We start from the raw sequence: 23,421 nt of genomic DNA, 5'->3' as shown, positions 1-23,421 counted from the left end.
ATATTGTGCATCTTTGCATAAAAGAAATTGCCTTTTGAAAACATATTTAGCATCGCTATTTATTTTATGTGTAAGCCTTGTTTCGGCACAAACAGCAAGAAAATACTCAAATGAGTTTATGAATATTGGTGTAGATGCTGCTGCACTTGGTATGAGTAATGCTGTGGTAGCCACATCAAATGATGTAAATTCTGGCTATTGGAATCCTGCTGGTTTGGTTCATTTAGAAGACAACCAAATAGCATTAATGCATTCAAGCTACTTTGCAAACATTGCTAATTACAACTACATAGCCTTTGCAAAACCTCTAGATGATAGAAGTGCTGTTGGTATTTCTATAATTCGCTTTGGAGTTGATGATATTCTGGACACCACACAACTTATTGATGAACAAGGCAATGTAAATTACGATAACATTAACTTATTTTCGGCTGCCGATTATGGGTTTACTTTTTCTTATGCGCGACAATTACCTGTTGAAGGTTTAAACTATGGAGTGAATGCGAAAGTAATTCGTCGTGTTATTGGAGACTTTGCCTCTTCTTGGGGATTCGGACTCGATTTAGGTGTACAGTTTCAACGTAACGATTGGCAATTTGGAGTCATGATAAGAGATATTACAACCACATTTAATGCTTGGGCAATTGATGAGGATAAACTAGCAGACATACAAAATGCTATTCCAGGAGAAAATCAAGAAGCTCCTGAAGGGACTGAAATCACGCTACCTAAAATGCAAATAGGCATGTCTAAATTATTTGAGTTTAATTACGATTATACACTTAGAACCGAACTAGATTTAAATATTAGATTTGCAGAAAACAACGATATTATATCAACCTCGTTCGCTAGTATTAATCCAGCTTTAGGTTTTGAATTTGGCTATACTGATATAGTGTTTTTACGTGCAGGCTTAGGAAATTTTCAAAATGAAACTCAAATAGATAATACTGAACAATTAAGTTTCCAGCCAAATTTTGGTGTTGGTTTTAAATATAGAGGTATTCAAATTGATTACGCCTTTACAGATATAGGCGACCAAAGTGCTGCTTTGTATTCAAATGTATTTTCAGTGAAACTAGATTTTAGTATTTTTAGATAATGAGGATAAAGCTACTTTTACTATTTCTTCTTTGTTCTACCGTAGCGAATGCGCAATTAAAACTTTCAGATCAAGCTGAAATAAGTGTGCTTACTGTTGGTCCTGGAACATTATTAATGGATGCTTTTGGACATAATGGTTTTAGAGTTCGAGATAAAGGAAGACAAATAGACGAAGTATTTAATTATGGAACGTTTGACTTTGACACACCAAACTTTTACTTAAAATTCGCTCAAGGCAAGCTAAACTATAAGTTGTCCCATAATTCTTATGATAATTTTTTTCAATTCTATATTTCGCAAAACAGATCGATTGACGAACAAATTTTAGACTTAACTCAAGCACAGAAACAACAAGTTTTTAATTTTTTACTTAATAATGCAAAGCCTGAAAACATATATTATCTCTACGATTTCTTTTATGATAATTGTGCTACCAAAATGAAAGACGTATTAAAGATGTCGCTCGATGAGTCCATAATTTTTAATCAACCTGATAATTTTAATCCTAAAACATTTAGAGCCTTAATACATGAACATGTTAATAAAAATTCTTGGGGAAGTCTAGGTATTGATGTGGCTTTAGGTTCCGTTATAGATAAAACTGCCACTCCAGAAGAGCATATGTTTTTACCAAAATACATTTATGCCTTTTTTGAAAAAGCTACGTTTGCAAATTCCAACAAACCTCTTGTAAAACAATCGCGTTCGCTTTATGAAAAAAGAGACAGACCTATTTCTAGTTTATTTTTAATGAGTCCTTTAATGATTTTTGGACTTCTAGGAATGCTTATTATATGGCTTACCTATAAAGATTATAAAAAAGGTGTTAGAAACAAGAAGTTAGATATTGGTTTATTCTCAGTTACTGGTTTAATAGGTGTATTTTTATTACTACTTTGGTTTGCTACAGACCATACAGCTACTGCAAACAACTATAACTTATTGTGGGCTGTACCTTTAAATTTATTAGCTATTAGACAAGTATTAAAAAAGACACCTAATGATTGGTTTAAGAAATACTTAAAGTTTTTAGTAATCCTATTTTGTCTTTTAACACTACATTGGATAATTGGTGTGCAAGTATTTGCAATTGGATTAATTCCGCTTTTTATAGCGTTAATAATACGATATGTTTTTCTTCTGAAATTTTACAACTAAAAATAGGTAGATTATTGTCCTCGATAATACACCATGGTACTCAAGGTTTTTACAATAATATTTACATCTAAAAAGAAGCTTCGATGCTTAATATAATATAAATCGTATTGTAATTTTACCAAACTATCTTCAATAGACGAACCATAACGCGTATTTACTTGCGCCCAACCAGATAAACCTGGTTTTATGGTATGCCGCGTTTCATAAAACGGAATCACTTTTGAAAGCTCCTTAACAAATAAAGGGCGTTCTGGTCTAGGACCAATAATACTCATATCACCTTTTAATACATTTAAAAATTGAGGAATCTCATCTAAACGTGATCGCCTTAAAAACCGTCCAAATACAGTAACTCTAATGTCATTTTTATCTGCCCATTTCATACCATCTTTTTCGGCATCTTGTATCATGGTTCTAAACTTATAAATTTTAAATGGCCTGCCGTTTTTACCAACGCGAGTTTGTATGTAAAATAGCTTTCCTGTGTTTCCTATTAAATTACCAATAACTATAAAGGGTAAAAGAATTATTCCGAATAAAATCCCTAAAACCGAACAAACAATATCCATCAATCGATGGTAAAGCAGGTATAATTTGTTTTGATTACTTCTGCTAAATGGAAAATATTTATAGAAGTCTTTACCAACAAACTGTACTGGAACACGCTTTGTAATTTCTTCAAAAACTTGAGTATATTCTCTAATGGTAAGCCCTTTATCAAGAAGATGAGTTAATTCGTTATAAATATATGGTGTAATAGTTTCTGAATCATTTATGGCTATCACTATTTCAGATACTCCTTCTTCTCGTATGGTTTTTTGAAGGTTACCAGCGCTAAATTCTTTTAACCCTTTAAACTTTACACTTTCATTACTAGAGATATTACTATTTATGTAACCAATAATTCTATAATTAGGATCAGAAGTTGTAAAAGCATTAACAAGGTTTTCAATGTTTGACACCTCTCCAAGCACAATTACTTTTTTGTAAAACCTTGGAGACGTAATAAAGGTTACATAAGCATAACGCCAAATAAAAACAGCTATAATAATAGCAAGGTAAAAGTATAGAATCTCAATACGATGATCTGGTAATACTGGTGTTATTATTGGTGTAAAGAGATAAAATAAAACAGTAACCGATACTGTAATTACAATGTTCTTGAATGTGGAATCCAGCTTACTGGATTGCTTAAGATCATACAACTCGAAAATAGTACCAAAAACTGTTAAATAACATCCTAAAATAAGGGACCACAACCATTGCTCTTTAGTTACTAAAAAGTAATCAAACTGAAAATAGTATCCTATTAATTCAAGCGCTAGTAATACAATAAGTATATCAAAAACACGTAAAAGTACCTTACGTTCAGAAACTTCGAAATGGATTCCCTTATGTTTTGACATTGTATTTTTTAACGTGTTAAATATACTAAGTAAAATAGTTTTTGTGCAACATACTATTGCAATATATTATGCCACAAAGTTTTAACTTTACTCCAATCATATTCATTAACCTGTTTTCTTGCGTTCATTGTTAAATAATTGACTGTTTCTTGGTTTTTACAAAGAGAGCTTATAGCATTTGCCATGGCTTTTATATCGTTTTTGTTTACAAGAATTCCTGTGTTATTATTCTCTATTAAAAAAGGCAAACCACCAACATTTGTTGACACTATTGGCAAACCTAAAGCCATGGCTTCTATAACACTAACAGGTGCATTATCAATATTTGTTGTATTTATAAAAATATTATAATCTTTAGACTTTTCATGCCATTCTTTTTTTGGCAACATTCCCGTAAATTCTATGCTGTTTTCAATACCAAACTTTTTAGCCAAAGCTTTACAAGAATTAAATGAATTGTCTTTTTCAGGTCCAACCATACATAATAGTGCGTCAGGATATTCTTTTTTAACTTCATATAACACCTTAATTGCCATTTCTGGATTATAAATACTTGCAAACGCTCGTACATATAGCAGCTTAGGAGTAGAAATCTCCCTTTTTTGAAACGTATAATTTTCAATTTCTAAAACATTTGGAATGAAAACAGATTTGTACCCTCTTTTATCAAATTCATGTTCTAAATATTTTGAAACAGCAACATTAATATATGAATTCATAAAGATGAGTTTACTTAGTTTCTGTGATTTGTCTAATCTATAAGGTAAATTCCCTCCATGAAGTATAGGGATGTATTTTAGCTTTAGTATTCTACACAACTGACTGGTGACCAATGCATAGTAGAAATTTTTTGTGCTGTAAGTATCTATCAGTACATAATCAGTTTTTCTACGATAGGTAATAATAGCCCAAAGCATTGATATTAATCTTAAAAACGGATTATTTATTGACGAAGAAATCTTCACTAAATAACCTTCATCTCTCAGCAAGTTACTCAGTAGCGTTAACGTGGTTTGGTTTGTTAACTTAGACTTTAAATTATTTCCAATATATAATATCATAAAAGTTAACTAGATTGAGTTTTCACATTTACTTTCTTAGGAAAGGTAACATCTAACAAGCATAATCCATAAATAAACGAAGGAAAGGCTATTCGCATAGCAGAGTGATTGATCGTTAAAAACCACATAATAAAAAAAGAGTAAAAGTAGATATTTTTACTATTCTCTATTCTAAGTAAAAGCGGTAAAAAAACCAATATAGATAAGGCCAAAATTCCTAAAGCACCATGTTCTGCCAGTAAGCGGCTAATCTCATTATGCGAAGCTGCCACCTTACCTGTTTTATCAAAGCGATACGCTTTGTTTTTACCAACACCTATACCTACAATAGGGCTTTCGATAAATGCATCCAGTTCTGTTAAAAATAGAACTTTTCGACCTGTAGACACATCTTCCTTTTCAACACCCATTGCATTTTTATTGGCATACCTATTCTCTATGAGACCAGATGTTCTGTTGGCTGCCAATAACCAGACCAATGCTGCTAGGGTGATCGTCCAAAACAGTACTATTAACACCTTAGAGCGAAATGTTCTTTTGCCTCTCAAATATGTTAATATAATTAGTATTATCATTGCTGCTATAGCAGTAAATATACCACCACGTGAAAATGTCACTATGCCTCTAAAACTTATAAACCCAAGAAGTAGCAACTCCAAAACTGATTGAATTCCCTTAAACTTATTAAACAATAATCTTGCAAACAGAATAAACATACCTACCCCTAGAATAGTGGCTACTTGATTAGGGCCAAATCCTCCTGAAGTCGCAAAATTAGACTCTGTATTTGTTACAACATCTTTAACACTCGGTGAATATAAAAACAGATACACCACTAACGAAATGACAGGTAAGAGGGCAAAAAACAATACTTTACTTAATTGCTGCATCGTGACTTTCTTCTTATAAAAGTAAAATGCCACTATTCCCAGAGATACAGGTCCCGCAAGGTTAAAAGCTATCATTTTTCTAACGGCATCCGTATAGTCATAAGATGTAAAAACAATCGTCAATAATAATAACCCAACATAGATTAAATACACTTGTCCTTTTACTCGTACTTGATCGAACACAAATCCTATAAGGACCAAAACAATCAATAAATACTTATGAAGCTCATAAAATACCAATCCGCCAGTCATTCTAAAAAACACATCGCTTGTCGCAACGTAAGCACAGGCTATAAGTACCGCTAACACCTTATTTTTAGCAACCAATACTATAAAAATCGATAAAAACACCACTGCAAGACTTACCAGTTTTGAGCTAAATGGTATGGTATAAATTACAATCCCTAATGCTAAATGCAAAAGCATTAAAAAAAGTTCATTATTATGTTTTCTTAACCTATTCATTCAGTATTGCATTGTAAATAGTTGTTAACTTCTTTATAAAAACGTCCTGGGAGTAATTTTCTTCTACTGTATGTTTTAGTAGCCTCCCATATTCTCTAGCCTTATCTGTATTACCAATGATTTGTAACATTCCTTCTGCCAATGCTTTTGGGTGTTCTTTAGGCACAACAAGACCATTCACATTATTTTCAATAACCTCAGCACAGTTACCAACATCCGTTACTATGGTTGGTTTTCCTGCCAATCCATATTCTAATAAAGCTATTGGCAATCCTTCAGATTTTGAAGATAACACACATATATCGCTTTGGCTTAATATATTGGAAATATCTTCCTTACTTCCGTAAAAAAACACATGTGTATTTAATTGAAGTGCCTCTACGTATTTAAAAACTTGTGCTGAATAGTCATTTTCAAAGTCTTTACCAACACAATGTAATGTATAGTCAGGGGATTCTTTTATCACTTCATTGAATGCTTTAATTAAAGTAAAGTGATCTTTTTGAGATCTTAAATTGGCTAAATGCAACACACGCTTTCCATCTACACCTTTTAAAATAGTTGATGGCTTAACGCTATCTTTAACAACAAAATTTGGCACATAGGCCACTTTTACAGTTTTCAAATGGGTCATGGCCCAATCTTTTAGTGAATCTGTAACACAAATAACATGCGAAAAGTACTTAGAGCAAACATGGAGTATTTTTGATTTTCGTTGTTCTAAAAATTGACTATTACCATAATGATCGTGCCAAACAATTTTAACATTAGGTTTAAACAGCTTAATTAAGGTTACTATAAAAAACGAGGTGGAATGTGCATGAAGAATCTCTATATTATTATTTTTAATAAATTGGTATAATCGTTTAGTAGCAGCAATATCAAGCGTTGATCTTTTATTTAAACACAGATAACCAACAGTATCATTTAAACTGGTTTTTAGCATACCCTCTTTTCTGGTGGCGCACAAATATGAATTTACATTATCTTGCAAAGACAAGGCATTGGTTATATTGACCGCCATACGTTCCGCGCCTCCAGCTTCTAAAGAATCTATTATTTGTAATACTTTCATGAGGACTTTAAAAGTTTGGGGATTTCAGCTTCAAATTTATCTAAAGTATAACGTCTAGACCAAAGATAGGCTTTCTCAACCTTATCTGTATAAACCTCTCTGTTGTTAAAGTAACATTCAAACTCTTTAATTATCGATTCAATATTTGGAGAAACAATACTTCCGCGATTGCCATAATCCAGCATTTCTGGCACACATGACACTTTGGTACTTATTGGCAAACACTTCCAAAACATGGCTTCGGCTATGGCTTTTGGCCAGCCTTCAGATCTAGACATAAATATTAAAAAATGAGCGTTTAGATAAGCCTTTTTAAGCGTTGCTTTGTCTTTATTACCATGCAAAGTTATATGACTTGATAGATTGTTTTCAGAAATATAGTCTTCAATGCTTTGGCGCTGCTGCCCTTCGCCATAAATATCCAAATGAACCTTATACTCTAAATCCAAAAGCTTTTTAACCGCCTGTACAGTTAATAATGGTTGCTTTCCAATGCTTAAGGTACCAACGAACAATACGTTGATTTTTCCATCTAAATATTTTATAGGGACCTCCATTTTTTCACTTTCCAGATAAGATGCTGTAAAAAAAGGCACTATGTTTTTTGAAGTTCCATTCCAACGTCCATATACCAAGACTTTCATGTTTTTGGTAAGAAATACATTGTTTAAAAGCCACTTTTGAAATCTATAAGACCAAGGTTGTTTCGATTTCGGATCCCAATTACCGGCGTATTTAGCCGTTTTAGATTTTTTTGGAAAACATATTTGAACGAGACACCCTAAAAGCCCAATATTTCCAGGACAACGTAAGTGTATATGGTCTCCTTTTTTACATGCTTTAAAAATGGCATACAAAATAATTGGCAACTTGAACAGTGATGTTATTGATGTTACTATTGAAGTAAACTGAATAGAAGGTATTGCATGTGTGTTAATGTGTTTATGTTCGTATGGCATCTCAATTGCAGACATCTCATTTTCTTTAGTTAGAGGCGCCACAACTGTAACACAATCTACATGCTTTAACCATAAGTTCATTTCCTGCACATAAGGCGCATAAGCGTATAAACTATCATTACAGCTTTTATGCAGAACATGAGAAATAATTACAAAGTTCATCTTTCGATTTTAGGTTTATTGAAAATCAACGATAACCATCCAAAAAACCGTCCAAAACCTTCGGTTAATGCTTCCATTTTGTTTTTTGAAGTCAACACATTCAAAAATCTAAGCTTCATCAATACTATAAATGTCAAATTCCATTTAAGTTTAGATTTAAAACTAGGGTTAGAATATTTAACACGCCAAACATACCAACCATTCCTAGCTACCATTTTACCATATTTAAATTTGTTAGGTCTTCCAGATTCATCGTGATAATGACTTAATCGTGCAGCAGTATTAACATATAACTCACCCTTTTTTGATAATCGCAATGTAAAATCGGCATCTTCATACAAACCATAGCCCTCAAAATAAGTTGAAAAACTCATGGTATTAAAAACATCCTTTTTAAAAGATGATACACCTCCCATAAATTGTTCTACCTGATAAATTTTACTTGTAGGTGGTAAAAAGCTAACACTTCTCCCATGAGAAAACTCAGGCAAGATACATGGAGCTGTATTGGGTTGCAACCCAAAAAAATGTCTCACTCTAAATCGTAAAGGTTCGTTGCGCTCCCAACCATCATAAAAAAAATTCTTTTTTGAAGTAGGCCTTTCAGATTTTTTCCATATCACTTCATTGGTTATATAGCCTCCAACTCCTAAAGCGTTAGGGTATACTTTATATACCTTAAGTAATTGTTCAAAATAGTCGTTTTCTAAAACCGCATCATCATCTAAAAAACAGATAATTTCAGATGCATTGGATACTTTTTGTATTCCAAAATTACGTTGTTTTGTTAATCCTCTTTGGTTGTCTTCTACTTTGAAATATTTAAGGTTTTTATAAGGGTTTGCATTAAATTGTTGCTTTGTGTCATTATTGGCAGAACCATCAACAATAATAATTTCGTTAGGATATAGAGTTTGCTCATTTACTGAATTTAATAAATTCAGTAACGGTTGTGTACGCATATAGGTACATATAATTAAGGAGAAAGTCATTATGAAACAGAATTTTTAAGTTTATTAGCCCAATAAGTACTTCTATCCCATCTTTTTTTCATTTTAAAAAAGTAGGTAAAAATGTTCTTGTTTTTTTGTTTGCTAAAAAACTTAATAAACAAAAGTGTCTTATATCCTAAAATTTGCTTTTTTGATTGATTCTTCAAATTAAACAACATAATAGTTGGCGATGGTTTAGGTTGAATTTTATCGTTCTGCCAAGGCTGTGTGATTTTTGTTCTAAAACCTCCTATTGGTGCTTTTATATGCAATAAATTTAGTTTACTAATGTAACCTATATCTTCTCCAATATTTCTAACTTGTATTCCATAATCGCCATCTTCACCAAATCCGTGTTCAAAAGCAGTATCAAAAACTATTTGCTCAGCTATACTTTTAGAAATAATACTACATCCTGAACCAAATGTATTCCATTGCAGCGTGGGTCTTTCATTTTTTTTATCTTCTTTCCTCAAGCAACTTAAAGTAGCTGCTTTTAAACTATAATTGAACATTTCTTTTAAAGCTATTTCTAAAATATCTTTTTCAAATTTTATATCGTCATCAGCCATAAAAATCCAATCTGACTCTATTTGTTGTAGTGCCATATTTCTGGCATTACAAGCCCCTGTTTTATTAATAAATGTATGTTTTATTTGAAAAGGCCATGATTGGTTTTTCAAATAATCTAACTCAGATACACTTCCTTCATCTGGGTTTTGCTCAATGATAATGACACTCTTTGGTAGTAATGTTTGATTTGCTAAATCTTTTAAAACATCATATAAATATTGCTTTCTACCTATTGATGGTATAATAACATCAATACTAATATCCTCATTATTTATTTTATTGACAGCTATTTTTAAATGTTCAAAATTTGGTTTACTCCTCTTTTTTGAAGTAAAAAAAGATTTCAAAAACGGTAATACTAATAATTGCTTTTCGTACACCAAACTATTAAAAAAAGTCAAGTAAGCCCATCGACTCCGATAATGTGCTTTAATAAACTTAAAAAGCTCATACTTTGACGGTTTAAAGCCTTTTAGTTGAAAGGTGTTTTTTGTTAAGAGGTTCGGTTCAGAATAACAAAATAAGCCCTCTGTCATTCCTCTTTTGGCTATAGAATTTATAACATAACTAAATGTTTTACTTATATAATCGTTTTGATTGTAACAAGATAAAACATCAGAATTTACTCCACCAATACAACTACTCATTAACCATGTTGGGTAAGTAACTTTTTTATTAACGTTTATAAAAGGGGATGATTCCACATAACCAATTCGATCATCAATATAATAATTATCAGAAGTACTATATGAAGTCATTATTAGCTTATGATGAAAAATCGTGCTGAATTCAGTTAAGTTCATAAATTCTTTTAAATCATCATCACACCAAATAATGAGCGTGTTTTTATAACGCTTTGAAAGGTCGAAAAAAACCTCAACTAAATTAGTATTTGAACTTTGAACCTCGGTTTTTGTATTTTTATTAAAAACACTAATAACTTTATCTTTTTTATGTAAAATAAAAATCATTCGTTAATTACCGATTTATAAAATTCAATATTTTGATTAGTTATTTTTTGAGCAGAAAAATTTTCAATAACTCTTAATCTACCTGCTTCACCAAACGATTTACATAGTTTTGGATTCTCTAATAACTCAATAATTTTTGAAGCAAACTCCTCATGATTTCTTGGGTTTACTGTAAATCCAGTAGTATCACCAACCATTAATTCGTTTGCCCAACCAATATTTGAGGAAACCAAAGGTTTTTCCATGGCTAGAGTTTCTAACCAAGTCATTGGAAAGGCTTCGGCAAAACTTGGTAACACAACAACATTAGCATGTTGGATATAACTTTTAATTTCATGATAAGGCACTTCCTGTAAATGCGTTACTGAAACTCTAGCCTTTGGTGATAACAAATCATAGAACAGTTGAATTGTTGATACTTTTGTAAATATATCAATGGCGTCTTTCCCAACTAACAACAAATTGGCATTGTTGTTTTTTTCAACAACCAGATTAAATGATTTAGCTAATTCTAAAACGCCTTTTTTTCTAATAATTGTACCAAAATAAAGTATTTGTCCATTATTAATTTCTGAATTATTTGGTAAAAATTGGTCAACGTCTATACTATTATGAATAGTTTGGATGTCATTTTTTAATCCGAAAATTTTCTTTGTCATCATTCCTGTAAATGTACTCACAGAAACAATTTCATCTGCATTTTTCAACGCTGTTTTTTCGAATACAAAATTTTTAAATTTCTGTTTTCTATTTTCCAATTTACAGAAATAACCATCACTTCCATTTAATCTAATAATTAACGGAACAGAAAACTTCATAAATGCTGAAATACCTGTCCAATCTGGTGCTTCAATAATATCTATTGACTCCTTATTAATTTCTTTTAGAATAAGGTGTTGAATGCGCTTTCGCTCTTTGTACCAGCCAAAAAATCTGTGCTTTTTAAGCTTTATACTTTTAATTTTTACGGAATGGTCTTCAAAAGTTTTTTCTTGATTTTGAAAGACAACAAAAACAGTCACTTTAACTCCTGAAGCTACTAACTTTACAGCTAAGTTTTTTATGCTTGTTCCTAAACCTCCTGATGGAGATAAACTTGGATGTGGATATTCTGGAGTTAAAAAACCTATGTGCATCGCTTTATAAGTTTTAAATAATTATTGACCATTATATCTAAAGTGTATTTGCTTCTGATTTCTTTATATATATTAGATTCTTTCAATTCTAGCTTATTATTACAAACACCAATAAGAATTTCTTTAAGTTCTTCAATATTCTTTGGTTCAAACAAGAATCCATTTATACTATTTTTAATAATTTCAACATTTCCACCCACTAGTGTTGTAATAACAGGAATATAACTACATAAACTTTCTAGAATAGATAAACTAAAAGCTTCCATATATGTAGGCTGAATCATAAAATCATACTTATTATATAATGTATATAAATTTCCCACACTACCTTTAAAACTGATAATATCTTCTAATTTTAAAGTTGTGACTAAATCCATTAATTTAGGTTTATAAACCCCTTCGCCATAAACATCAACAATTATGCTATTTAATATTTCTTTATCTAATTTACTTGCAGCATATATTAAATCTTGAATGCCTTTTTCGAAAACCAAATGAGATACTACAATAAACCTAAATTTTGATGACTTTTTTGATTTCTGTTGACTAGTCTTGTGGTAAAGCTTTATATCTATACCATTGTAAATAACATCAATTTTACTCTTTAGAGTATAACTATAATCTTTAAGATTCTGCGATTTAATATATTGGCTTACAGCTATAATTTTATCAATGTATTTTCCATTCATAAAAAATTTAGCTTTTCTTTTCAATTTCTTTTTTAAAGTAAAACCGTCAATTGGTCTAGACATATGGTCTACTGCAATTATTTTACAATCTAATTTTTGCTTAACTTTTTTGTAAAATGGTGTAAACAACTCAATAAAATGAGTGAAAACATAATTATAACTTGCTTTTGTTTTACTTATGTGGTTTAAAAAAAGAGTCTCTACGTTTGAATCAATATCAGAGTAAAAATTCACTTCATTATATAACTCATTTTTTTTTGATTTTGGAAAAAACCAATCCACAACATACCCATTATCAATACAAGCTTTATTAAATGCAATAAAAAACCTATCCATACTACCAATTCGGTTATTCTTTATTTGATAGTTACAAACAACAGCTATATAGTTTCCTTTATGCATTGGTTTATCTTGGTTGCAATTCGTTCTCCAGTACCTTTTAATGGGTAACTAATTTGTAATTTAAGCAATTCTTTTTGTGCTTCTAATCTTGCTTGAGGGTTTTCTAATAAGGTATTAATTTCATCAATTAACTCTTCGGCTGTTTTTACAACAGCTACTGCATTATTCTCAACAACACGCTCATAATGTTGGTATTTTAAATATTTCTGGTCGTTATATAAGCCATTTTCTTTGTTACCAAACACTGGATTTATAACAGGTTTGTCAAAAAACATAGCATCTAAACTCATTGTAGAACACATATTAATTGCAATATCAGAAAAAGCCAACAAACCTTTTAAATCAATTATATCTTCTGTTGTAGGAATACGTTGCGACCATGTTTCTTGATGGTTTTTTCTAGACAAAATCCATTTAGGATAATTCCATTTAATAAAGGGATACTCATCTTTTAAACTAGCAAAACGAGTAGCATCTTCAACAGGTGATGTTCTAACAAGTAAATTAACTGGTTGCTTAATTTTATTTCTTGATATAGCTTCGGCAATAGTTTTTATGTAAAATGGGTCATTTTTACTTGTTGACACATCTCCACAACTATAACAAATTGTTTTTTTAGTTACATCCAAATCAAACTTGTTCGTAAAAACATTTAATTCAATCTTATATTTTTCTAAAACATAAGGTTCAAATTGTGGTGTGCCTACAACTATAATTTGTTCCGGTTTTATATTAACGTAAAAACTTAATAGCTCTTCTTTCATTAAATGACTCCAGACGAAATAATAATTAAAATCGCCACTCATTCTTCCTTTTGATGGAATATTATCCCAACTAAATATAAAGGTTGCCGTTTTTATTTTTACTTTGTTTGAAGCATAAATTAAAGGCGCAATATATGGTGGTCGTTGATGCGTAAAATATAATAGGCCTGGTTTATATTTTTTTAATAATGAGATATACCGCTTTGTTGTTTGGTTATTTTTAAAGCTTTTTTGTTGAGATTTATAGTACCTGTTTATCCACTTTTCAGAGTTAAAAAAGTTAGTCCATGCAAAAATAAGTTTTACTAACAAGGCTCTTTTACTTTTGGACGTTGGATAGTTTTTTTTCAAATTAGTACGAATACCAAAATTACCTTTTTTATGATTTTGAAGATGCGCAACTTCTTTTAACTTTCTAAACATCCAAGTTCTTGAAGATTCACGGTAATTTTCAAGGTTTTCTATAACGCACTTATCTGTATTAATGTCATTAAAACACGATTTAGGTAAACCTGAAAAAATAATTATTTCTTCAAATTGGTTTTGGGCTTCTTTTAAAAAATTACTTAAAATGTAATTCCTGAAACCTACTCCATCTGTTATAACTAAACCAAGTTTATTCATTAATTAAATCGACTAATTTTTTGGCAATGAAAAGCTCTGTTTTTTCAATGGACTCAAACGTATATCCACCAATATGTGGTGTAATAATTACATTTTCGTTTTTAGATGCATAATTAACCAATACATTATTAGCAATATCTGGCTCACCAAATACTACATCAGTAGCATATCCAGCAATTTTATTTGAAGCCAACTTTTCTAATAAATCTTCTTCATTAACCAAGCCTCCTCTTGAGGTGTTTACTAAATAAATTGGCTTGCTAACGTTATCGAGTAGTTTTTTATTTATCATAAAATGTGTACTCTTATTATAAGGCAAATGGATTGATAGTATATCTACTTTTGAGCAAAGTTCCTCAGCAGAATTGCAGAAAATAAAATTAGAGTTCGTTTGTTTTGGTTTAATATCATAGAAATAAACTTCCATTCCGAAGGCATCTGCATATTTTGCAACAATCGCTCCTAATCTACCTAATCCTAAAATGCCAATTTTCTTTTTATATAATTCTGTACCTTGAAATAGATTTCTATTCCATAATCCAGATTCCACATGATTAAAAGATAATTTTGTTCTTCTAATTAATGCTAACATGAGACCAAAAGTGTGTTCGGCAGTAGCCCTAACTTCCTTTAGAAATTCAGATTCATTTTTTAGACTAACAACAGCAATTCCAAAGTCATTACAAGCTTCAATATCTATATGATCCAAGCCAGTTACTGCACAGAGAATATATTTACAATTAACATCTTTTAAAATATCTCTAGTTAGTTTGTGGTTTAATCTAAACCAAAATACATCACAGTTTTTTAACGCATTGTGAATATCATCTTGAGAATCTAAATAAACATATTCGATATCAAACTTCTCTGTTAATATATTAGAAGCTTTTTTAGTTATTTTATCTATTCCTGAGACGTATATTTTTAATTTATTCACCCTAACAACTATATTTATTAGCTTTCCAAAGTTTAATTAACGTTTCTGCAAACAATACATCTCTTTCAGTATCAATATTCACCCATGTTGAATGTGGCATTACATATGCTTTTTTATTACTTAAAATTAAGGTCTTTTCTTTTAAAAAAGCTTTAGTAGTAGTAGCATAAATGCAGCCATTTCTCAAATAAACAGGACTCAATTTTTGTCTTTGCTCTTTTTCATTTTTTGAGTTTAATGGTTCTAAGTTAAACTCATCATCAACATTATACATTCTCGCCGGATGAATATCTTCTAATTCAACAACAGATACAACATTGTTTAATGTTTCATCTTTTAGAAACATTGAAATAACATTATCAATATCTTTACCTGTTCTAATTGGTGCAGTTGGTTGTAATAGAACAATTAAATCGTATTGTTTATCTTTTAAAAATTGTAATACTTCAAATATTACTAGCTCAATTGGCGAATCATCTTGAGCATTTTTTATATCTCTTTTATAACATGCCGATTTATTAGATTTAGCAATATCTAATATTGCTTCATCATCAGAAGTTACTATAAAATCTGTTAGTAGTTTACTTTCTTTTGCGGTATCAATAGCGTAGGTTATTAATGGTTTTCCACCAACAAGCCTTATATTCTTATTTTTCACTCCTTTAGAGCCACCTCTTGCTGGTATGATACCTAAAACATTCATTAATACATAATGGTTTTATGAAATCTTAATTCAATATTAGCTAAAATGTCTGCCATTTTTTCTCCAGACTTACCGCTTCCATAAATGTTATTTTGAGTAATTTTATTTTGCATTTCCAACCTATTTAAAACGCCTTCTTTAATAGCTATCTCGTCATAAGGAACATCTATTACATTTTCACCACGTTGTCTCCCATGTTGCCTCGTGCCAATGTTTACAACAGGAACACCTAAAAATGCACATTCTCTAATACCTACACTAGAATTTCCAACTAAGCATTTACTATTGCATAACAAACGTAAAAAATCTTCAGGCTTCATATTTTTAAAAAAATGAATATTATCTGGTTGATGTTCCTCTCTATAAGACCGTATCCCTTTTGATGTTCCATCTGCTCCAGAATCTACATTTGGCCAAAACCAAAAAGTTGGCAGCCCTAATTCATGTACTGCTTTTAAAGTTTTGTAAACATTTTCTCTACTTTCTTTATATTCAGTAGTTACTGGATGTTGCATCACTACTATATATCCCTCTTTCCAATCTATTTTATTACCAACACCTCCATATTTTTCAATAGGATCAAAATTTAAGCTTCTGTTTTTATTGACCTTAAAAGCAATATCAATAGAAGGACAACCAGTATTGAAGACATAATTTTCATCTTCTCCCATTTTTAGCACACGAGTTTTAGCATCCTCTGAAGCTACAAAATGTATGTCAGCTAATTTTGTGTTTGCATGACGTACTTTTTCGTCAATATTTCCTGTAACCTCTCCACCTTGTATATGAATTAAAGGTATGTTTTGATATGAAGCAGCAATAGATGTTGCTATAGTTTCAAAACGATCAGCAATAGTTATTACAGCATCTGGTTTTAAATTATAAAATGTATTAGCGAGTTCCATAACACCTAAGCCAGTGGTTTTGGCCATAGAAGTTTTGTTCTCTCCTTCTAATACAATAAATACTTTTTCGTCAATCTTAAAACCATCTTCTTCTATATAATTAATTGCATTACCATAACGCCCTAACAAAGCAGATGCTGCAACAACAAGCTGTAGTTCCAGTTTAGGATGTGCCTGAATAGCTTTTAAAGCAGTTTTTATTCTGCTATATGATGGTCTTGCAGTTACAACTACACATATTTTTCTTTTACTCATTGATATCTTCATCGGTTAAAAACTCCCATTGCTTAATATCTTTATTAATAGACTTACCTATTACATCATTAAAAAACTTGGCAGCTATACCTTTTTTAGCTGGTTTTTTAGCTTCTAAATCTGAAAACTTTAATATGTGCCCTTTATCTAAATCTTTATTAACAGCTAATGTTTTTTCAAAAATGGTTTTTAAGTCTTTAAAAGCACTATTATCGTCTTTAGAAACTGGGTTCTGTAATGCTTTTTCTATATTCTTTATTGATTTAGACACTTGTTTAATTTCATCGATAGTTAAGGACGATGTTGCATCTGGACCAAATTGTTCTCTATTAAACACCGCATGAAATTCAAATATTTCAGCCCCTAAAGCAGCTGCGGCGATGCAAGTTTCTATTTTAGCTGAATGGTCAGAAATACCCACAGGAACATTATAGCGTTCCTTAAGTTCATTAATAACATTAAATCCGTATTGCTCTGGTTTTGTAGGATATGAGGTGGTACATTGCAAAATGGAATACGCCACATTTTTAGATTTTAAAAAATCTACAGCTTCATCTAACTCATCAAAAGAACTCATCCCAGATGAAAGAATAACAGGTTTTTTTGCTTGAGCTATCTTTTCTAGCAACAAAAAATTTGTCACTTCTCCGGAACCAATTTTATAACTACTTACGCCTACTTCTTCAAGTAAATCTACAGCCGCGTTACTAAAAGGCGAACTCATAAATTCTAAACCAACGTCATCACAATGTTGTTTTAAATCCTTCCACTGTTCAAGAGTAAATTCCATACGTTTCCAATAATCAAAACGTGTTGCGTCTTGTTTAGAAAACTTCACTCTAAAAGGCTCATAAGTGCTACTTTCGGCAGCAGCTATATGGGTTTGGAATTTTATGGCGTGAATACCTGTTTTTGCCAATGCATCAATGTATGCATGTGCAGTTCCTAAACTACCATCGTGCGCTTGCGCTATTTCAGCAATTATAAAACTCATCTTTTAAGAATTGGAGTTATTTGGTTTCCAATAAATTTTTGTACTTGGCAATTTACTGAATTCCTGAAACTCTTTAGAAGATAATCGATTACTATTTTTTATTAATTTATGTATGTTCAGCAATACATCAAAAATAGCTTTGATTATAGCTAAAGCTGCTTTTAAATTTCCTTTAAACACTCTTGTTTTTAACTGAATCCATAACGTATATAAAACTCTTCTTGGTATCAATTTTACTGGGTAGAATAAAAAATATAGATACCATCCAGATCTTAACGACCTACGAAGTCTGGTGGCATAATCATTTTGTGTTGACCTTTGCTTAATATTTACTCGATGATGTACTAAAACTTGCGGATTGTAGTATATGTGCCAATCTTTTTTAAATAATTGAAATGCTGCAAAATCCTCTTCGCCATAAAAAACAAACCAAACTGAATAATTTGGAATCGAATTCCAAGCTTCCATATTCCATACATGACCGCAACCAACAAATCCTTTAACACGCTCTACTTTTTCATGCTTTAAAGTGTTTTTGGGCTTTTCTAAATCCCAGTAAATACTAAATGCTTGTAGTCCGCATTTTGGATGTTTTTCAAACAGTGCTTCTATGCTCTCTAAAACATTATCGGACAGGAAATTGGCATCATCATCTAGTGAAATTGCATATTTTGCTTTTGTTAAGCTTAACAATTCATTTCTACTAGCAATAAGGCCTTTTGATTTTGAGTGATTAATCAACTTAATTTTTGGATAGTTTTCTTTTAAAAACGTATAAGTTCCGTCAGTTGAACCGTCCACACAAATAATAAATTCAACATCATTCCTTATGTAAAAATCTTCTAAAGATTGCAGGGTAATCTTAAGCTCGTTAAGGCGATTATATGTTGTAATTAAAATTGAAAAAATCAAAACATCTAATTTTCTAGAATTTGTTCAAGTTGGTTTTTAAAATTATCGTCACTAAAGTAATTTCCAAAAACTGATAATTCTTCATTAGAATTTAACCTGTCTAATAAAAGGTTTTGAAGTTTTTCCTTAATCTCCACATTATTGGAATATGTAGCAATGTATTTTTCTTTTTCCACAATGCTTCTTAACTCGCTTACCTTTGGCGCTAAAATTAGAATTGGTTTTTTTAAAGTATCTACAAATGGTGCTTTGCCAACTAAAATATTAGATATCTCAGGTCCGTTTTCTAAAATTAGTATAATATCCGATTCAAACATTTGCTCGTAAGAGGATGTTAAAAAATCGGTTTTTTCTAAAATAACAATGTTTTCGTGATTGAAATATTTACTTCTGAACCTTTCAAACTCATTAGTTTTTAACCTAATACAAACTTCGGTATTAGCTTTTATCTTAGCATTTTCATTAACTAACTCTTTATAAGAATCCAATAAAACATCGAGATTTCTACCAAATTGTACAGAACCATGATAAGATATTGTTACTTTCTTTTTATCTACATGGCTTTCCATTTTTGCTTTTAAACTAAAAACGGAACCATCATATTGATGCGGTAACACAAGTAATTTTTTATTTGATTCATATAATAGCTCTAAGTCATTAGATAATAATTTTGATGGACTGATACAAGATTTAGCTCCTTTTACAATTGATCTTACTTTTTTAAGTCTCCAAGCCTCAGTTCCTGTTAACTTTCTATTTGATCCAGGGTACCAAAAAAAAGGATAAGGGTCGTGAAAATTTAAGATTGCCTTTTTTAGAATAGGCAAGTTTTTTAAGGCTAAAATTGTTTCATGATTAACTCCAGAACTACGTACAAACACATGATTATACTTTTTATAATCAACTTTTGCTATATGCTTAGAAAATAATTTATGAATATAATTGTCATAACTCGATACTTTAAACAATCTAGTTGAAACTCTATTTAACCATTTAATATGGAATGGTGCTTTTAAGCTAATTTTATGAGAATTGATTGAATCTACAGGAAGCAAATTTAATTCGTCTTCGCCTGTGTGAATTTTTAAATATAAAACGTCAATAATAGCATTTGGATAAGCCATTCTTAGCTTAGCCAAAAAAGAACGGGACACTATACCTTCGCTAGTACCCGAAACTCTTAAATCCTGTGCTATTACTAAAAAGTTCATTAATCTAGGCTTTCTTTAGTTTATATTTATAAATCCTATAAAAGTATAGTCGCAATGGTAACTGCGTGTAAAATATTTTCCACTTAAGTTTTTCAAATGCGGTTAAATTAAGTGTACTAATAATTCTTTCGTATAGGTTATACTTTTTATAATCCAATGAGATTTGAATAAAATAACACAATATTTCATCTGTTATTAAATCTTTTTGCTTTAAGTTTTGGATTACTAAATCTATTGCATCAGCATAGGATTTTAAACTACTTTCTTTTCTATTACCAAAATCTCCTGTTACAGACACCTCATGCTTTCTACCATAATAAAGAGCTTTATTTATAGAAATGCCCTTATCGGCAGAAGTTAAAATACGTGCATACACTTCCCACTCTTCAGCGTATTTTAAATGCTCCGTATATCTATGTGTGCTATAACACTCCTTAGTCCACATGACTGCGCACGAATTAAATTGAAGTTCGTTTTTCAGTATTTTATTTATATCTCGTTTATCAATATAAAAGGAGGTATAGCCTTTTGAGTAATCAAAATTATAATCAAAATCTCCTGTAAATGTTTTTCGAATGTATCTACAAAAAGAAATGTCTTTAGTTGATAGTTCATGTACACAGATTTCTAAATTTTGGGGATGCGCAATATCATCATCATCAAAAAATATAATATAATCTCCTTTAGCTTCGTCTAAACCATAGTTTCTACTTCCTGGTAAACCTTTTTGGTACTTTGACGTTCTTTTTAAATACTTGAATCTTTTATCTTTATTTAAAAGTGGCTCTAAAATGTCTTCGGTATTATCTGTACCACCATCATCAACAATAATACATTCCCAGTTTTTATAAGTTTGACTTATAATAGATTCTAAAGACTCGATGATGTATTGCGCCCTATTATAAGTAGCCATTATAATAGACACTTTTGGGGTGGTTTTCATCTAAATATTGCTTTTATCCATCTAAATGGTTTTAAAACTAATTCGCCTATTTTAAATTCTATTCGCTCTCTGTTTTTAAACTTTTCTTTTTCCTCTTTCTCAATTTTAGATACTAACTGCTTCATAAAACTGTCATAATAACGAATATTTAAATCTTTATGCTTAGCAAAAATAAATTTAAGTAAATCGTATTTAGCTTTGTTAGCTTTAGCTGTGGTAGTGTTTTCTCTTTTTCGGTAGTTGTATAATGGCTCTTTAATAACTTCTGCTTTTCCTCCTCGGCTAAGTAAACGAATGTAGAACTCCCAATCTTCAAGACCATTTCTCATGGTTTCATCATAACCTCCACAACTATTCCAATCATTCTTTTTAAACATGGCTGAGCCCAATGCACTATTTGAAGTTAAAAAACTCTCTACTGTACCTCCTTTTGGTTTATAAATATAATTATTAGTCTTTTTTTCAAACACTAAATTAGCATAACAGGTTACCAGTTTTATATTTGAGTCGTTATTGAATATATCCAAGGCTTTTTGGCAAAAAGAATTCTCAAAATAATCGTCACTATCTAACACTAATACATAATTACCATTAGCTTGTTTAATACCATTATTTCTTGCTGTACTTTGCCCTAAATTCTCTTGCGCAATTAGCTTATCTATTTTACTCTCTAAACTTTTTAAAACAACTTTAGTATCCTTATTAGAACCATCATCTACAACAATTATTTCTTTATTTGTGTGTGTTTGATTTATAGCAGAATCAATAGCCTGCTCAATGAATTTTGCATCATTGTAACAAGGAATAATTATTGATATTAAAATATCACTTCGCATTATTTATAATTCTTTCATAAATAAGTTTCCACCTTTCATTAATTACTTCTTGGGAAAATTCGTTCTTTACAAATATAACAGCATTATGACCCAATTTATTAATTAAATTAGGGTCTTTTATTAAAGTTACGATCTTTTCTATTACAGTTTTGACATCATACTCCTTACAAACAAATCCAGAATATTTGTCTTTAACTGTATATTTCACACCTCCAGAATCAAAAACCACAGCTGGTAAACCACAAGCTTGTGCTTCAAGAGTAGCTAATCCCTGAGTTTCCCGTCTAGAATCTGGCAAAGGAACAGCTGTCAACAAATAAACGTCATGTTGCCACAATAATTCACGCACTCCTATTGGTGATTCCTTGCCAATCAGAAAAACCTTATCCTCAATACCGTAATCTATAATAAGATTCTCTAAAAACTTCCTTTCTGGACCTTCTCCAATTATGGTTAAAGTTACATCTAAACCGAGATTATTTAATTGACGAACAACTTCAATGCAATACTTATGTCCTTTAACTTTATTTAATCGTCCAACTGTAATTAGTTTTAAAGATCCTTTTAATTTCTTTTTATTTGTTGGTGGATAAAAAAAGTTGGTATCCACAGATACAGGAACAGTGAAAAGTAAATTTTTAGGACAACCTAATTCTAATATTTTATTTGCTAAATATGATGTGTTAGCAGTTATTAAATCTGCAACCTCAAACAAATTATTGTAATACCCATTATTAGGAATATATCCATTAATTGGAAAAAAGGCATCATGACCATGGAAAGTTACTATTATAGGTGGCTTAAATCCTCCAGCTTTTTTTATAGCATCTAATGGTTTAGAATTTGTTCCATATTGAATATGAACAAATGCTGCATTGTTAAATTGCTTAAAAAAAACCCATTGAAAGAGCCATGTGAAACTAAATTTTGGTTGCTCTTTATAAAAATTTAAAATGTTTTTAATATGTTTAATATTGAGAGCTAGAACGCAAATCCATTTAAAAAAGCGTACAAATTTATTTTGTGGTATTTTATAGTCTTCAAGAACAATCTTATTTCGTAAATCATATTCATCAACTAAGCTAGAGCGCAAACTATTTTCAACACCTAAAACTTTTTTTGCAATAATTTGAACATCATAATCCAGTTTAATAGCTGTAACTACTTGAGCTACAATAAAAGTTTCAGAGACATGTGGAAACTCATCGATTTTAAAAACTATCTCTTTGGGTTTTATAATATTTCGCTTTTGATTAACCAATATTTAAATATTTTTAGAATGTTAAATATTTGA

Annotated in this window: 21 protein-coding genes; 2 read left to right on the top strand and 19 right to left on the bottom strand. The window is 30.6% G+C overall.

Translation table 11 applies throughout. The features are described from left to right. Positions 1-34: 34 nt before the first annotated feature. Both E5167_RS13850 and E5167_RS13845 read left to right on the top strand, forming a co-directional pair. On the top strand, positions 35-1,102 hold the full coding sequence (locus E5167_RS13850; RefSeq protein ID WP_449421245.1) for a putative type IX sorting system protein PorV2: 1,068 nt from the start codon (positions 35-37) through the stop codon (positions 1,100-1,102). Then, the gene (locus E5167_RS13845) at positions 1,102-2,262 is read left to right on the top strand and encodes a lipoprotein N-acyltransferase Lnb domain-containing protein (protein WP_136844758.1); all 1,161 of its coding nucleotides are present in this window, start codon (positions 1,102-1,104) and stop codon (positions 2,260-2,262) included. The genes E5167_RS13850 and E5167_RS13845 overlap by 1 nt, the downstream gene beginning before the upstream one ends. Before the next feature lie 11 nt (positions 2,263-2,273). Here the strand turns inward: E5167_RS13845 and E5167_RS13840 are convergent, their stop codons facing one another. Genes E5167_RS13840 through E5167_RS13750 form a run of 19 tightly spaced genes read right to left on the bottom strand, consistent with a single transcriptional unit; the run spans position 2,274 to position 23,388 of the window. Then, on the bottom strand, positions 2,274-3,668 hold the full coding sequence (locus tag E5167_RS13840; protein ID WP_136844757.1) for a sugar transferase: 1,395 nt from the start codon (positions 3,666-3,668) through the stop codon (positions 2,274-2,276). Positions 3,669-3,721: 53 nt separating this feature from the next. Continuing rightward, positions 3,722-4,729 (bottom strand): glycosyltransferase family 4 protein, encoded by a 1,008-nt coding sequence (locus tag E5167_RS13835; RefSeq protein ID WP_136844756.1) that lies wholly within the window; start codon positions 4,727-4,729, stop codon positions 3,722-3,724. A gap of 5 nt (positions 4,730-4,734) precedes the next feature. Beyond that, positions 4,735-6,084 carry an O-antigen ligase family protein gene (locus tag E5167_RS13830; protein ID WP_136844755.1) on the bottom strand — a complete coding sequence of 450 codons (1,350 nt, stop codon included), beginning with the start codon at positions 6,082-6,084 and terminating at the stop codon, positions 4,735-4,737. Beyond that, on the bottom strand, positions 6,077-7,159 hold the full coding sequence (locus E5167_RS13825) for a glycosyltransferase (protein WP_136844754.1): 1,083 nt from the start codon (positions 7,157-7,159) through the stop codon (positions 6,077-6,079). Before E5167_RS13825 ends, E5167_RS13830 begins: the two co-directional genes overlap by 8 nt. Next, the gene (locus E5167_RS13820; protein ID WP_136844753.1) at positions 7,156-8,280 is read right to left on the bottom strand and encodes a glycosyltransferase family 4 protein; all 1,125 of its coding nucleotides are present in this window, start codon (positions 8,278-8,280) and stop codon (positions 7,156-7,158) included. The genes E5167_RS13825 and E5167_RS13820 overlap by 4 nt, the downstream gene beginning before the upstream one ends. Continuing rightward, positions 8,277-9,272: a glycosyltransferase family 2 protein gene (locus E5167_RS13815; RefSeq protein WP_136844752.1), complete on the bottom strand. Its 996-nt coding sequence runs from the start codon at positions 9,270-9,272 to the stop codon at positions 8,277-8,279. Before E5167_RS13815 ends, E5167_RS13820 begins: the two co-directional genes overlap by 4 nt. Beyond that, positions 9,272-10,816, bottom strand: coding sequence for a glycosyltransferase family 2 protein (locus E5167_RS13810; protein WP_136844751.1), 1,545 nt, complete (start codon positions 10,814-10,816; stop codon positions 9,272-9,274). The genes E5167_RS13815 and E5167_RS13810 overlap by 1 nt, the downstream gene beginning before the upstream one ends. Next, the gene (locus E5167_RS13805) at positions 10,813-11,952 is read right to left on the bottom strand and encodes a glycosyltransferase family 4 protein (protein ID WP_136844750.1); all 1,140 of its coding nucleotides are present in this window, start codon (positions 11,950-11,952) and stop codon (positions 10,813-10,815) included. Before E5167_RS13805 ends, E5167_RS13810 begins: the two co-directional genes overlap by 4 nt. After that, positions 11,943-13,043, bottom strand: a complete 1,101-nt coding sequence (locus tag E5167_RS13800) for a glycosyltransferase family 4 protein (RefSeq protein ID WP_136844749.1) — start codon at positions 13,041-13,043, stop codon at positions 11,943-11,945. The genes E5167_RS13805 and E5167_RS13800 overlap by 10 nt, the downstream gene beginning before the upstream one ends. Beyond that, on the bottom strand, positions 13,022-14,431 hold the full coding sequence (locus tag E5167_RS13795) for a glycosyltransferase family protein (RefSeq protein WP_136844748.1): 1,410 nt from the start codon (positions 14,429-14,431) through the stop codon (positions 13,022-13,024). The genes E5167_RS13800 and E5167_RS13795 overlap by 22 nt, the downstream gene beginning before the upstream one ends. Next, on the bottom strand, positions 14,424-15,368 hold the full coding sequence (locus E5167_RS13790; RefSeq protein WP_169301437.1) for an NAD(P)-dependent oxidoreductase: 945 nt from the start codon (positions 15,366-15,368) through the stop codon (positions 14,424-14,426). The genes E5167_RS13795 and E5167_RS13790 overlap by 8 nt, the downstream gene beginning before the upstream one ends. 1 nt (position 15,369) lies before the next feature. Continuing rightward, on the bottom strand, positions 15,370-16,071 hold the full coding sequence (locus E5167_RS13785) for an acylneuraminate cytidylyltransferase family protein (protein ID WP_136844746.1): 702 nt from the start codon (positions 16,069-16,071) through the stop codon (positions 15,370-15,372). Then, on the bottom strand, positions 16,071-17,231 hold the full coding sequence (gene neuC, locus E5167_RS13780) for a UDP-N-acetylglucosamine 2-epimerase (protein ID WP_136844745.1): 1,161 nt from the start codon (positions 17,229-17,231) through the stop codon (positions 16,071-16,073). Before neuC ends, E5167_RS13785 begins: the two co-directional genes overlap by 1 nt. Beyond that, positions 17,224-18,225, bottom strand: a complete 1,002-nt coding sequence (locus E5167_RS13775; RefSeq protein WP_136844744.1) for an N-acetylneuraminate synthase family protein — start codon at positions 18,223-18,225, stop codon at positions 17,224-17,226. Before E5167_RS13775 ends, neuC begins: the two co-directional genes overlap by 8 nt. 3 nt (positions 18,226-18,228) lie before the next feature. Beyond that, entirely contained in the window at positions 18,229-19,137 is a 909-nt protein-coding gene (locus tag E5167_RS13770; RefSeq protein WP_136844743.1) for a glycosyltransferase family 2 protein, read from the bottom strand. A gap of 5 nt (positions 19,138-19,142) precedes the next feature. Beyond that, the gene (locus E5167_RS13765; RefSeq protein ID WP_136844742.1) at positions 19,143-20,348 is read right to left on the bottom strand and encodes a glycosyltransferase family protein; all 1,206 of its coding nucleotides are present in this window, start codon (positions 20,346-20,348) and stop codon (positions 19,143-19,145) included. Between the two features lie 4 nt (positions 20,349-20,352). After that, positions 20,353-21,291, bottom strand: coding sequence for a glycosyltransferase family 2 protein (locus E5167_RS13760; protein ID WP_136844741.1), 939 nt, complete (start codon positions 21,289-21,291; stop codon positions 20,353-20,355). After that, on the bottom strand, positions 21,288-22,127 hold the full coding sequence (locus E5167_RS13755) for a glycosyltransferase (protein ID WP_136844740.1): 840 nt from the start codon (positions 22,125-22,127) through the stop codon (positions 21,288-21,290). The genes E5167_RS13760 and E5167_RS13755 overlap by 4 nt, the downstream gene beginning before the upstream one ends. Continuing rightward, complete coding sequence (locus tag E5167_RS13750) at positions 22,117-23,388, bottom strand: glycosyltransferase family 4 protein (RefSeq protein WP_169301436.1); 1,272 nt, start codon at positions 23,386-23,388, stop codon at positions 22,117-22,119. The genes E5167_RS13755 and E5167_RS13750 overlap by 11 nt, the downstream gene beginning before the upstream one ends. Positions 23,389-23,421: the final 33 nt, after the last annotated feature.

The sequence above is a fragment of the Pontimicrobium aquaticum genome (genome assembly GCF_005047595.1).
GTDB lineage: Bacteria > Bacteroidota > Bacteroidia > Flavobacteriales > Flavobacteriaceae > Pontimicrobium > Pontimicrobium aquaticum.
Note: the sequence above shows the minus strand (reverse complement) of the source record. Positions and strands in the feature narration are given on the sequence as shown.